Origin of the sequence: Corynebacterium sp. ACRPJ (assembly GCF_022347345.1) — a bacterium.
Lineage (GTDB): Bacteria > Actinomycetota > Actinomycetes > Mycobacteriales > Mycobacteriaceae > Corynebacterium > Corynebacterium tuberculostearicum_D.
On record NZ_JAKRNC010000002.1, the window covers coordinates 51,071 to 64,427 of the forward strand.

The following is a 13,357-nucleotide window of genomic DNA, read 5'->3' on the forward strand; positions in this document are numbered from 1 at the left end:
GGCTCTATCCACGAATTCGTTTTGCGTTACCCTTATTTAACTCAACGTTATACAGAGGTTTTTCCGACAATATCGCCATTTTCTCGGCCTCCAGGACAGCTTCACGAGTGGAAAAGGGCTGCAAAGTATAAAAGTCCATTCGCGGGAACCACTTCGAAACCCGAGTACTTTGCCGCAGACTACTTTGATGAGATTTGAGACGTAGCAACGGAGCGTTAGAGATTCCTACATAAAGAAGCGACCCATCAGAATCGTAAGCCCGATAAAGCCATTCGTGGGTTCGGTAGGAGCGGACGTGGAACTCCCTAGCAAGACATTCATACTCCTTCTTCCATTTTTGCCTCAATTCGGCAAGTGCAACCTTGTTACGAGACGCGACCTCGCTCCAAGAATGTATTAATGTCTCCATTTCGGTAAAATTTTTGTAGGGATATTCAAGGAATTCTCTTATCTCGGAAGTGTATTCGGCGATATCAGCTACCGTAGCCCGTTGATACCATTTACTCTTTGTGTCATACGAACTTTTCAAATCTTTCAGATAAAATTCCGCTTGATCAACTAGAGCTTCAAACCAACCAGTAATGTGTTGATTAGGCAACCTCACGTCGTCGAAATCAACTCCAACGTGAAACAAACACTTCCCAGCCTCCCACTGCAGGCGGAGTTCCTCATAAGTTGATTCACGACGCCCATGGGATTCCCAATCGCCACATACTGACTCTGAAATGTTATAGGGATCCCAGAACGGCCCTAAAGAATCATTGTATTCTTCTCCATACTCTTTCCACCTTTGTTCCTTAGTTAGTCGATGTTCAGCTTCCGATTGAATTAAGTGGTCTAAGTACCCCCCATCAGACACCAACATTTCGCATTTTTGGAGAAAGCCCTGTGCACGTGGGATAACTTTTTCGGTCTCGGGATAGATTTCTCGAAGTTCCTCTAACAGCTCCTCTGTTTTCAAAGCCTCATGGACAGCATTAACTTCTAGCCTTTGAGCTGCATAAAAGCGCCGTCGATAGTCCACTACATTTCGAGCAAGATTCTTGGCAAAGCAGTTTCTTTTCAACCCCAAGCTTTCTATAGCCTCTTGCTTACTGTTAAATTTTGTGAGAAAACCTTCTTCCAAATAGTTCGACCAATTTCCCGTCTTCTCCACATGGGATACTTCATATTGCTGTTCATCATAGGTCGGTTCAAGAAGGAAAGAATATAGTTTTTCCCCTGTTCGACCGAAGAGCTCAAAGGTCCAGAAGTAGTCGTTTCTTTCTTCTCGGTATTCGCTTTCGCGCCATATTTCTAGATCTGGTTTTAGACATTCCTGTAGGTAATCAGGGATTTCGTAACCAGACTCGAAGCACTCTTCGCATTCTCTCTCCATTTAAACTCCATTCCCCGGTCGATTGTTAGAACCCTTGATTGAGTTCTAAAAGTACCTTTTGACTCAATACAAAACAGGAATCTCACCCTCTAAACGGAAAGTCAGCGCTTTCCAGTCTCATTCAACAGAACTTTACTGCATGTTAACGAGGTGAAGATAGTTTTGAGTCATCTTTGAACCTTTAGTGGAGCTTTGTATGTCTGATTCAAATAGTCGTCCTTCTTTTAATCGTCGTAATTTCCTGCAGATTGCGGGTGTTTCGGCCGCGGCGGTGGCCGCGGGAATTAATGCACCGACCAAGGCGGGTGCGCAGTCGAGTCTGAGTTCATGGGGATCCTCGCAAGGCGGTGAACTGCCGCAGGATTCGGAACTTTTTGGCCTGGGCGTAGCGGCGGGCACGCCGCGGCACGATTCGATGATCTTGTGGACGCGCCTGGCCCCTGAACCGCTGGCCGAGGATGGCCATGGCGGCATGACCGGCGGCGATGTTCGCGTGGGTTGGGAAGTTGCGAAGGATGAGGGGTTTGGGGACGTCGTCAAGCAAGGCGAAGCACTAGCCCAACGCGAGCTGGCGCACTCGGTGCACCCGCAGGTGGCTGGGCTGGAGCCCGCCACTGAGTATTTTTATCGCTTCCGCGTGGATGGCAAGGTGAGCCCAGTAGGTCGGTTTAAGACTCTGCCCGCGCCCGACGCAAAGGTGGATAATTTCACCTTCACCGTAGCTTCCTGCCAGGCGTGGTACCACGGCTATTTCACCCCATGGAAGCACATTGCGCAGGAACCGGACCTGGATATGACGATTTTCGTGGGCGACTACATCTACGAGTACGGCATTGTGGAAGGCGATAATCTCTGGCGCCAAGGCGCAAGCGTGCCCGATGTTTTCAAGGTCAAGGTGGAGACTCTGGAGCAGTACCGCCTGCGCTACTCGCTCTTTAAGTCCGATGAGAACCTGCAGGCCGCTCACGCGCGCGCCGCGATGGCGATTGTGTGGGATGACCACGAAGTAGAAAATAACTACGCCGGTAATTGGTCCGAGATTGGCACCAAAGCCGAGCACTTCCTTTACCAGCGCGCGGCTGCTTACCGTGCCTTTTACGAGAATCTGCCGGTTGCCCCGCCCGCGCTTCCCGAGGGCCCCAATAACCGCATCTATGATTCCTTCGACGTGGGCACGCTAATGCGTTTCAATCTGGTCGATACCCGCCAATACCGCGAAGCATCTGCAGAAGATGCCAGCATCTTGGGCGCGGAGCAGGAGCAGTGGCTCAACGATAAGCTCGCCACTTCCCCGGCACAGTGGAACGTGGTGGTCAATAGCGTGGTCGTCGTGCCGATCGCCGATAGCACCGATCAATGGGACGGCTTCCCCGCAGCGCGTCGCCGGCTTATCGAATCCCTTTCCAAGGTCAGTGACCCGATTGTCTTCACCGGCGATATTCATCAGCACTGCGCTGCCGAAATCCAATCTGAATCCGGCCAACCTGTAGGAGTGGAATTGGTTGCTACTTCCATTGCTTCCGATGGCGATGGCTTCGCCGGCTCCAAGAGCACCGAGTGGCTGGAAAAGCCATATGTGAAGGCCATGGATAAGCGCCGTGGCTATATCAAGGTGCGCGCTTCCCGCGAGCACCTTGATTCCGAATTCGTCGTCGTGCCCTGGATCGAGCGCGATGATACCGCCCCGCGTGAGACTGCTTTCTCCTTCCGCACCAATGCCGGCGAGCACACGCTGCGCTCCCTCTAAACCCCGAAAGGACAATTCATCATGGGACTTTTTAGCTCGCTTTCCTCTTCTTCCTCTCGCCGCGGTTCTTCCCGCAAGAACTCTTCTGACCAGAATTCCTCTACCCCAGCTCCTGGTGCGGTTGCTGCTCCGCCAGCCGCAACCGGTGTTCAGGCAGAACCGCAGCTCATGGAAAACTACGTCACCTGGGAGCCTGCCTCCTGGGATATCGTTTTGGATCACTACCGCGTCATCGGCACCGATCCCAATGGTGTAGACGTGCTGCTGGGCAAGACCATCTTCCCCTTCTTCCGCCACTCCCGGCGAGATGTTGCCGGTGAAAAGTGGTCTTATTATGTCAAGGTGGTTGATGCTACCGGTGCTGAGTCCTCTCCTTCTAGCAAAGCGACGTCTACCTCCCTGCCTTCGGTCACTGCTGGCACAGCGCTAGCCACGATTGGTTCCTTTGACCGAAAGGGCACGGAGTTTCAGTATTCCCCAAAGGACTACAAGAAGATCGTCACCGCGCATCCAAACCAGACAATCACTGTTGGACCGGATGCTACGCCCGCCGACGTCCCCTACCTTCTCCCCGGCCCCGGCGATAAGTGGGCGGGAAGCAAGGCTTACACGCTGAAGTGGACGGTGAAATTGGATAAGCCCACCGCGAAGGCGGCACTGGCGCTATGGCTCATTGACACTACCAAGCTCGGCGGCATTCTCGACGTCACTGTTAATGACTTTCATAAACAAGTAGAGCTCCCACAGGGCGCAACGCAAGGTTCGCGCCAAGGCGATGCCAGCGGGGACCCGACCCCGCTGCGCCCCGCAGCAATCGAGTTTGATCTCGCCGAAGATACCCTAAAGGAAGGAGAAAACCAGCTGGTTTTCACTCTCCGCGAAGGAGGCTGGCTTGCGTGGGATGCACTGGGGATTTTTGCTAAGTGACACCACTCAGACGGTGTTTTGCCTAGACTTGGAAAATTGTTCACCAATTTCTGATGTACGGTAGTAACATCTGCATACTCTATCTACCTCGCTAGCATCGCTAGTCTCCGGTGCTGAAAGGATTTAGCTCCCCTTATGCCTACTGTCTCTGATCGCCTAAACCGTGCCCAGCAGAATCATAATGCGGTGATTACCATTATCCCGTTTGATGAACACGCGGTGGATCTTTCGCCGACCCTCAAGGGGCTGCCGGTGGCGTTCAAGGACATTGTGGATGTGGCGTACGTACCAACCACCTGTGGCTCCAAGGTCAAAGCTGTCTGCACACCGGTGAAAGACGCGCCGGTGGTACAGCGTCTCACGGCCCAGGGCGCGCTGCCGGTGGCGAAGGCGAACCTGCAGGAGTTTTCCTATGGCATTTTGGGCGATGCCTCCGCGTACGGACGCGTTATCAACCCGCGCGATCCCGAAGTATGCGGTGGTGGGTCTAGCTCCGGGTCCGCCGCTTTAGTGGCGTGCGGTGCGCTCGACCTGACAGTTGGTTCCGATAGCGCTGGCTCGGTGCGCGTACCGGCTGCCTGCCAGGGCGTTTTGGGCTTTAAGCCCACCTTCGGGCTGATTCCGGTAGAAGGGGTCTTCCCCTTTGCCCCCAGCTTCGATTGCATTGGTTTCTTTGCCAGCTCCGTTGACCTAATTGAGCAGGCTTTTATCGCCGCTGCGGATGAGGAACCGGCCACGGCGCAGGACATTTCATCTATTGATGTCACCGCGCTTAAGGCCAAAGGCGAACGCTTTGCTGAACTCTTGGCGAAGCTGGAAACCTCGGACTTTGCACTCAGCGAGGGCGTAGATTTGGAAGAAACCATCGCCGCTACGGCCAAGCTCTATGAGCCGATGCGCCTGAAGGAAGTCTATGACGTCCACCGGCCATTGCTGGATCAGCGCGATAAGTACCAAGACGTTATCTTGCAGCGCGTTCTGGGTGGAGAAGATATCAGCCAAGAAAACTATGACGCGGCTGCACAGGGCGTAGAGAAGCTGCGCGAGGAAGCACTTGCTCTGCTTGGCGACGCCTCCATTATCCTCACCCCTACCCTCGATTCCGGTCCCCTCAAGTGGTCCAATATCACCCCAGACAATGCCGCGGAATCGGCTGCGAGCCTGCGGCGTTGGACCGAGCCTTTCAATGTGCTCGGATGGCCAGCTATTACCGTGCCGCTGCGCGGCGAAGAGGAAGAAGGAGTGGGTGATGCGGTGCAGGTCGTCGGCAAGCCGGGCGAAGACTTGACCGTCCTGCGCGTTGCCCGCACGCTGCAGGCCTTGCTCTAAGTCCCTGCTAGAAGGGTCTTTTCCTGCGTGCGCGGCCGCCAAAAGGCAGCCTCGACGGCGGTAAGTTCCTTGAAGTGCGCTGAGGTGAGCTCGTCCATCGCTTTGATATAGCCGGGGACCTCCTCGCGCGGCAGGCGCAAGCCCATGGTCAGGTGCGGGGTCCAGCGCGGCCCCCGCCCGTCTGGGTTGGCGGCACTGATTTTTCTCGCAGCAATTTCTAGCTCATCAGTGGTCTCAAGGAGCCAGGCCACGGTCTGCTTGCGCTTGGTGCCAAAAATGACGTTTCCTACCCGGCGAAAATCCGCGGGGATGACGGCCGGCAGCAGTTCGGCGGCCAAGTCCACCACTTCCGGCTGCATGTGCGGCGAAAAGGTCACCGTAATGTGCGGGCGTTGCTGCTGGATTGGAAAGCCGCGCTCAGCAAGACCGGCAAAGATGTCGCGCACCTGATCTTCCTGCTTTTTCGGCAGGTAGAGCAAGATATTATCCGGCGATGCTTTACTCACGAGCGAGCGTTCCCTTTCTATAGCGGAGTGCTTCCAGCGTACCGGCCATCGAGTAGGCAACCTCCTCTTGTGTCAACGCAAACGATTGCCGTTTAATGAGAGTCATGAGCACTACAGAGTCATCGCCCCTCATCCTCGCCATCACGGCGTGTCCGACGGGCATCGCGCATACCTATATGGCGGCCGAGAACCTCGAGGCCGCAGCCCAAGAGCTGGGCTACCGTATCAAGATTGAAACTCATGGTTCCATCGGCGTCGAGGGAACCTTTAGCAAGCAAGACATCGACGAAGCCGACGCCATTGTCATTGGTGCCGATACGGTCATTTCCAAGGACCGCTTCCACGGCAAGCGTCTCGAGGCCACCGGCGTGGACGAGGCCATCAAGCACCCGAAGGAACTGCTGAGCAGGTCCTTGAGCGCCACGCGCTGGGAGGGCTCTTCCGAGAAGACGGAGGAAGAGACGCCTCGGAAAAATAGCGTAGGCCAAACCTTGTACAAGGCACTGATGAACGGCGTCTCGCACATGATCCCATTCGTGGTCACTGGTGGCCTGCTCATTGCGGTGGCACTGTCCATCGGCGGCACGCCCACGCCTGAGGGCATGGCGATTCCGGAAGATAGCTTCTGGAATACAGTCAATGAGCTTGGCGCCCTGGCGTTCTCGCTTATGGTCCCGGTACTTTCCGGCTACATTGCAGTGGGCATCGCGGATCGCCCGGGCCTTGCCCCTGGCCTTATTACCGGACTCATCGCCACCACCGGCTCGCTTTACGGTTCTGAGGCAGGTGCCGGATTCTTGGGCGGCATTGTCACCGGTATTTTGTCCGGCTATGTGGCTCTTGCCATTAAGAAGATTCCGGTGCACAAGTTCATCGCACCGATTTGGCCCATCATCGTTATCCCGATTTTCACCACGCTCATCGTGGGGCTCATCTTCATCTTGCTCATTGGTGCGCCGGTCTCGGCCGCGTTCGAGGCAATGACCAACTATCTCGCTGGAATGCAGGGCTCCTCCGTCATCGTGCTGGGCCTTATCCTGGGCGCCATGATCGCCTTCGATATGGGTGGCCCCTTCAATAAAACGGCCTTCCTCTTCGGCGGCGGTATGATCGCGGCCGGCAATGCGGCGCCGATGGGCATGGCGGCATGTGCGATTGCCGTACCTCCCCTCGCCGTGGGCGTAGCTACGCTCCTGCGCCGCCGCTGGTTTACCAAGGCTGAAAAGGATGCGGGTATCGCCGCGTTGTTCATGGGATTCTTCGGCATCACCGAAGGCGCCATCCCGCTTGCGGCTGCACGCCCGCTACAGGTCATCCCCGCCAATGTTGCCGGTGGTGCCGTAGCCGGTGCGCTCGCCGGTCTTTTCGGTGCACAAGACCACGTCATGCACGGCGGCCCGATCGTGGCGGTGCTCGGCGCGGTAGATAACGTCGTTGGCTTCTTTATCGCCATGCTTGCCGGCATCGCTGTCTGTGCTTGCCTTATTCTCCTGCTGGTGGGATTGACGCAGCGCAAGGATAAGCCGCTTGTTGCTGTCGATACGATTAGCCTTGATAAAGATCTGGGTTCATCTAGCGAAGAGGTCATTCGCTCCATGGTGAAGCTTACTTCCTCCCGCATGTCCGATATGGAGGCGGTAGCTGGGGCTGCCTTAAAGCGCGAGTCAACCCGCTCTACCGGGGTAGGCCACGGCGTGGCCATTCCACACGCACGCTCGGCCGGCGTGAAAGTGCCCACCCTTGCCTTTGCCCGCCTACCCGAAGGTATTACATGGGGAGAAGGCGAAGAACCGACTAACCTTGCCTTCCTTATCGCTGTGCCTGATAATGCCGGCAAGCAACACCTCAAGCTACTCTCCAAGCTGGCGCGCAGCATCATGAAAGAAGACTTCCGCAACCAGCTTTATGGCGCACAAACCCGCAAGGAAGCAGCCGAGATCATTTCCTCGGCTCTTTCTCCTGCCCCAGCTTCTCAAGGGACAGAAGCGCCCGCAAAGGCATAATACTTCGTTCAATGTGTCGCTCGGCGATTCATCGCCGAGCGCTTTTCTTATTCCTTTCTAAACCCCGTTCACCGATCGCACAAGGACGCCGAGAGACAACTGCCGGGCAACACCCATAGAAGCAAAGGACAGGTAGAGGTTAAGCAACCTAGTAAATCTCACGATCTTTATAGGTTCTACCAAGAAACGGACGCGTTTGCCTATGCCTGACTTAAAACTCCACCCTCATGACTCAAGCACTTACTGCTTCTCCGAGAATCTAAGACACTGACTAGAAACCACCCCCGTTGGGGAGGAGAAATACGCAACCGACTGAGGGATTTCAGGAGTTTCCTAGCTCAATTCGAGAAATAACTAAGAAGCAATTAGTTATACGGAACATCAACTTCAAATATTCTAATAATTGCTGTTCAAGTCGATTTTATCTGCTGGAATTGATTAACTTTTAAACAAAGGGGAACGGATTTTTCTGTTGATTCTCCCAGTTTCCCGCCTGATTCTCCGCCAGGTTACAGAAGAAAGGTTCCGCTCATGTTCACCCCTACTATTCGCTTCTCCACCAAAAAATTTATAGCCCCTGCCCTTGCAGCAGCCATCGCATTGGGAATGTGCGTTGCACCCGCTGAAGCCTCCAGCTCCCTAAGTTCCTCGGGCAACTTTAATGGCGCGAACCTTCCGGTGCCGACGCTAAACCTTCCCGCCGCGCCGGCTACAGCAGCAAAGCCCGCCGCTCCGGCTTCCAATCGCGTGCAGAGCATCATCAACCACACCAACGAATACCGCCAGGCACACGGCCTGCGCCCGGTTCGCGCTAATGCCGCACTCAATGGGCTGGCTCAAGATTGGGCCGACCAGCTGGTGCGCGCTGATAAGCTCAGCCACCGCCCGCAGCACTGGAACTACTACCCTTCCAATATCCCGGCCGGCGGCGAGAATGTCTTGCAGGCGTGGAGCGACTATTCCGATGCCCTTCTGGTCAAGCTTTGGTACGAATCCCCGGGGCACCGCAAGATTATGCTGGACCCACGCGCCAAGACCATCGGAGTCGGCGTTGCCATTAACTCTGAAGGCAAGCTTTACGCTGTCCAAAACTACGGCCGCTAAAGATTTCACAAGCTAGAACCTTCGGACCCTTGGGCTCTAGCAGGCCATGCCGCCTCCTCCCGGACCTCTTACCCGGGACGGGGCGGTTTTCTCGCGCCTAGGTGGGGGTGCGCACGCGGGTAAACGAAACGTAACCGTCTTCACAAATGACAGTGGCGAGGGTTACACTTAATGACATTCGAATTGTTCAACAATCTTAAGGACGGTGTTGAATGTCCTCGCTCCATATCGATCTCAATGCGGATTTGGGAGAAACCACTGCGGGCAATCCGGTCGCAGATGACGCGGCAATGCTGGAGATGGTGTCCTCCGCAAACGTGGCCACCGGCTTCCATGCGGGCGACCCACACTCGATTGCCGGCACGCTCAAGGCGGCAGCAGAAGCAGGCGTGACCGTAGGCGCACACGTAGGTTATAACGACGCCGCAGGTTTCGGCCGCCGTTTTATCGATTACAACCCGGACGAGCTAGCAGACGAGGTGACCTACCAAATTGGCGCGCTCGACGCTTTGGCCCGCGCCAATGGCACCAAGGTCTCCTATGTGAAGCCGCACGGTGCGATGTATAACGCAATCGTGAAAGATGAGGCACAGGCAGAAGCCGTCATCAAGGGCATTAAGGCCTTTGGAGACTTGCCGGTGATGTTGCTGCCAGGGGGTGTAGCGGTGGACGTCGCCAAGCGCAGCGGGCTTACCGTCATCCGTGAGGCCTTTGCGGACCGCAACTACAACCCCGATGGCACGCTGGTCTCGCGCAAGGAGGCCAATGCGGTGCTGGGCAGCGCCGATGAGGTGGTGCAGCGAGTACTTGAGGTGGCGCAGACCGGCTCGATTACGGCCGTGGATGGCACGAAGCTCGAGGTGGATGCGCAATCCGTATGCACCCACGGCGATTCGCCCGGCGCGGTGAAGCTGCTGCGCGGCGTGGTTGAGCGCCTGCGGGAAGAAGGCATCGAGATTCGGAGCTTTATCTAATGCATATCAATTTTGTGGGCACGCGTGCGTTGCTCATTGACCTGGATGGATTGAACCAGGTCATGGATTGGCACGCGGCGCTTTCTGCCAAGCCTTTGAAGAATCAGGTGGACTGCATCGCGGCCGCCACCACCCTGCTGCTGACGTTTGAAGCGCCGGATTCGGCGCGCGATGCGGCCGAATTCCTGCAGGACTTCTCCCCTGCCACCGCGACGGCTGCGGAGGCCCGCATGGTTGAAATCGATGTGCTCTATGACGGCGAGGATGTGGACGAGGCCGCGGACCTGCTGGGTCTTTCGCGCGAAGCGCTCATTAACTGGCATACCTCTACCGAGTGGACCGCGGCATTCGGTGGCTTTGCCCCGGGCTTTACCTACTGTGCGCCGTCGGACCCCTCCCAGGCGCGTGCGGTGCCACGCCGCTCCAGTCCCCGTACCGCGGTGCCGGCCGGTGCCGTAGGCATTGCGGGCGAATTTTCCGCGGTGTACCCGCGCGTTTCCCCGGGCGGCTGGCAGTTGCTGGGTACCACCAATACGCCGATGTGGGATTCCAATGCTAACCCGCCGGCTTTGGTGCAGCCCGGTGACCGCGTGCGCTATCGCAGCGTGGATAAGCTGCCGGAGCTTGTTGATCACTCTGCCCGCTCGAAGCGCGCCCCTGCCCGCTTGCCGCGCATGGAGGTTATCGATGCCGGCCTGCTCACCCTCTACCAGGACTTGGGCCGCCCGGGTGTGGGCGATCTCGGCGTGACCCCCTCCGGTGCTGCCGACCGCGCCGCCGCCGCGACCGCCAACGTGGCCGTGGGCAACCCGCGCGGGGCAACAGTGCTGGAAAATATCGGCGGCATTAAGCTCCACGCGCTCACCGATACCGTCATTTGCGTCACCGGCGCGACCGCGCGTGTGCGCCTCGGCGAGATGCCGGTTCACCTTGCTCGCCCCGTGCTGGTCACGGCCGGGCAAACCGTCACGGTGGACCCTGCAACGGTAGGCATGCGCAATTACGTGGCCATCCGCGGCGGCATCATCGCCGAATCCGAGCTCGGCTCGGCGGCCACCGACGTCCTTTCTGGCCTGGGCCCGGACCCGGTCACCACCGGCGATGTCATCGGCGTGCTGCCGCGCTCTACCGGCATGACCGACGCCCAGCTGGTTAACCCACTGCGCGTGCGTGAAAGCTCCGACGGCAAAACCCGCGCCACCCTGCGCTGCGTACTTGGACCGCGCGATGACTGGTTTGGCGATAATGTCTCCGCCTTCCTAGATACCGAGTGGACCGTCACCTCGGATTCCAACCGCGTGGGTCTGCGTCTCGATGGCGAAGAACCGATTGAACGCGTCAAGGACGGCGAGCTTCCCTCCGAGGGCATGGTCGCCGGCTCCATCCAAATCCCACCCAATGGCAAGCCCGTGGTCTTCCTCCGCGATCACGCCGTGACCGGCGGTTACCCGGTCATCGCCACCGTATTGGAAGAAGATATCGATATTGCCGCGCAGCTGCCGCCCGGCGCGCGCGTGAAATTTGAACTCGTAGCACCCCAAGCCTTAAACACTGGAGAACAGAATGCAGATTAAGACCGTCCTCATTGCTAACCGCGGCGAGATTGCCGTGCGTATCGCCCGCGTCGCCCGCGACCTGGGCATTAAGTCCATCGCCATTTATTCCGAAGCAGACGCTGGTGCCTTGCATACCCAGGTAGCGGATGAAGCTTATGCGCTGCCGGGCAATACCGCGGCCGATACCTACATGAACGTGCCCGCGCTGCTCGATATCGCGGTGCGTGCCGGTGCCGATGCCATCCACCCGGGCTACGGCTTCTTGTCCGAAAACGCCGACTTTGCCCGCACGGTTACCGAGGCCGGCATGATCTGGATTGGCCCTTCCCCGGAGTCCATCGAGTTGCTCGGTGACAAGATCGCTGCGCGCCGCGTGGCCGAGGAGGTCGGCGCGCCGCTGGCACCGGGTACCTCCGATCCCATCGATGACTGGCAGGAGGCCCGCGCCTTTGCCGAAGAGCACGGCCTGCCCATTGCCATCAAGGCTGCTTATGGCGGCGGCGGACGCGGCTTGAAGGTCGTGGACAATATGGAAGAAATTGAGGGCGCATTCAACTCCGCCGGCCGCGAGGCCATGGAGGCTTTCGGCCGCGCCGAGTGCTACGTGGAGAAGTTCCTCACCCACCCGCGCCACGTCGAGGCCCAGGTGCTGGCCGATGCGCACGGCAATGTGCGCGTGCTCGGCACCCGCGATTGCTCCACCCAGCGCCGCTTCCAGAAGCTCATTGAGGAGGCTCCGGCGCCCGCGCTTTCCGACGCCCAACGCAACGGCATCATCGAAGGCGCGCGCTCCATTTGCTCCAAGGTGGGCTACACCGGTGCCGGCACCGTGGAATACATTGTCTCCGAGGACGGCACCATTTCCTTCCTCGAGGTCAATACCCGTGTGCAGGTCGAACACCCAGTTACCGAGGTAGTCACCGGCACCGATATCATCGCCGAGCAATTCCGCATCGCGGCCGGCGAGCCGCTGTCCTTCGATGAGGATCCGCAGTCCCACGGCCATGCTTTTGAGTTCCGTATCAATGCCGAGGACATCCTCAATGGCTTTGCGCCGTGCCCCGGCACCATCGTCTCCTTCGAGCCACCGACCGGCCCGGGCATCCGCGTGGATTCCGCGGTGCGCTCTGGCTCTATCATCCCGCCGTACTATGACTCCCTGATTGCCAAGCTGGTGGTGTGGGGACCGACCCGCGAGATCGCCCTGGCCCGCGCCCGCTTTGCCCTGCGCGAGTTCACCGTTACCGGCGTGCGCACCGTGCTGCCGTTCCACCGCGACATGATGGATGAGCCGGCACTCATCGGCACTGCCGCGCCGGCCGAGGATACCGCTGCCGCTGGTGCCTCCGAGATTGGCGTGTTTACGGACTGGGTGGATCACAACTACCGCCCGTCTGCCGCCAACCAGGTGGAAAAGGTCGAGGCCATTTACACCCAACGCCGCACTGTGGCCGTAGAAATCGACGGCAAGCTGGTCAACGTCGGCGTGCCCGTGGACTTCCTCGCCGCGCCGGGCGCCGCCTCGGCCGGTGGTTCTGCCTCCACCGCGCCGTCTTCGGCCGGCGCGCAGTCCACCGATGACAATGCGGTCACCTCCCCGTTCGAGGCAAACCTCGTGGCCTGGAACGTTGCGGACGGCGATACCGTGGCCGAGGGCGATGCCATCGCCACCGTCGAGGCCATGAAGATGGAATCGGCCATCAAGGCTCCGCGCGGCGGTACCATCAAGCTCCTGGCTGCAGAAGGTGACCGTCTGGATTCCTCCAAGGTCATCGCGACCATCGATTAGCGCTCGCACCATCGTTATGCACCTCATTTCAATGTGAGGTGCAT

Annotated in this window: 10 protein-coding genes; 8 read left to right on the top strand and 2 right to left on the bottom strand. The window is 58.0% G+C overall.

Annotated elements, in window-relative coordinates; translation table 11 throughout:
• Positions 1–4: 4 nt before the first annotated feature.
• Positions 5–1,378 (bottom strand): GIY-YIG nuclease family protein, encoded by a 1,374-nt coding sequence (locus tag MHY08_RS01555; RefSeq protein ID WP_239234920.1) that lies wholly within the window; start codon positions 1,376–1,378, stop codon positions 5–7.
• A gap of 196 nt (positions 1,379–1,574) precedes the next feature.
• Here MHY08_RS01555 and MHY08_RS01560 point away from each other — a divergent pair, with 196 nt between their 5' ends.
• From MHY08_RS01560 to MHY08_RS01570, 3 genes are all read left to right on the top strand, one after another.
• Positions 1,575–3,125, top strand: coding sequence for an alkaline phosphatase (locus MHY08_RS01560; RefSeq protein ID WP_239234922.1), 1,551 nt, complete (start codon positions 1,575–1,577; stop codon positions 3,123–3,125).
• A gap of 21 nt (positions 3,126–3,146) precedes the next feature.
• Positions 3,147–4,052, top strand: coding sequence for a polysaccharide lyase family protein (locus MHY08_RS01565; RefSeq protein WP_239234924.1), 906 nt, complete (start codon positions 3,147–3,149; stop codon positions 4,050–4,052).
• Positions 4,053–4,187: 135 nt separating this feature from the next.
• On the top strand, positions 4,188–5,381 hold the full coding sequence (locus tag MHY08_RS01570; RefSeq protein WP_239234926.1) for an amidase: 1,194 nt from the start codon (positions 4,188–4,190) through the stop codon (positions 5,379–5,381).
• Here MHY08_RS01570 and MHY08_RS01575 read toward each other — a convergent pair.
• Positions 5,378–5,887: a 2'-5' RNA ligase family protein gene (locus MHY08_RS01575; protein ID WP_204609976.1), complete on the bottom strand. Its 510-nt coding sequence runs from the start codon at positions 5,885–5,887 to the stop codon at positions 5,378–5,380. The genes MHY08_RS01570 and MHY08_RS01575 overlap by 4 nt on opposite strands.
• A 104-nt stretch (positions 5,888–5,991) precedes the next feature.
• Between MHY08_RS01575 and MHY08_RS01580 the strand changes: the two genes are divergently transcribed.
• The 5 genes from MHY08_RS01580 (at position 5,992) to MHY08_RS01600 (ending at position 13,313) form a co-directional block, all read left to right on the top strand.
• Positions 5,992–7,890, top strand: coding sequence for a fructose-specific PTS transporter subunit EIIC (locus MHY08_RS01580; protein WP_239234928.1), 1,899 nt, complete (start codon positions 5,992–5,994; stop codon positions 7,888–7,890).
• Positions 7,891–8,421: 531 nt separating this feature from the next.
• Positions 8,422–8,994 (top strand): CAP domain-containing protein, encoded by a 573-nt coding sequence (locus MHY08_RS01585; RefSeq protein WP_204609981.1) that lies wholly within the window; start codon positions 8,422–8,424, stop codon positions 8,992–8,994.
• A 212-nt stretch (positions 8,995–9,206) separates the two neighbouring features.
• Entirely contained in the window at positions 9,207–9,968 is a 762-nt protein-coding gene (locus MHY08_RS01590) for a LamB/YcsF family protein (RefSeq protein ID WP_239234953.1), read from the top strand.
• Positions 9,968–11,542 carry a 5-oxoprolinase/urea amidolyase family protein gene (locus MHY08_RS01595; RefSeq protein WP_239234956.1) on the top strand — a complete coding sequence of 525 codons (1,575 nt, stop codon included), beginning with the start codon at positions 9,968–9,970 and terminating at the stop codon, positions 11,540–11,542. The genes MHY08_RS01590 and MHY08_RS01595 overlap by 1 nt, the downstream gene beginning before the upstream one ends.
• Positions 11,532–13,313: a biotin carboxylase N-terminal domain-containing protein gene (locus MHY08_RS01600; protein ID WP_239234959.1), complete on the top strand. Its 1,782-nt coding sequence runs from the start codon at positions 11,532–11,534 to the stop codon at positions 13,311–13,313. The genes MHY08_RS01595 and MHY08_RS01600 overlap by 11 nt, the downstream gene beginning before the upstream one ends.
• Positions 13,314–13,357 lie beyond the last annotated feature (44 nt).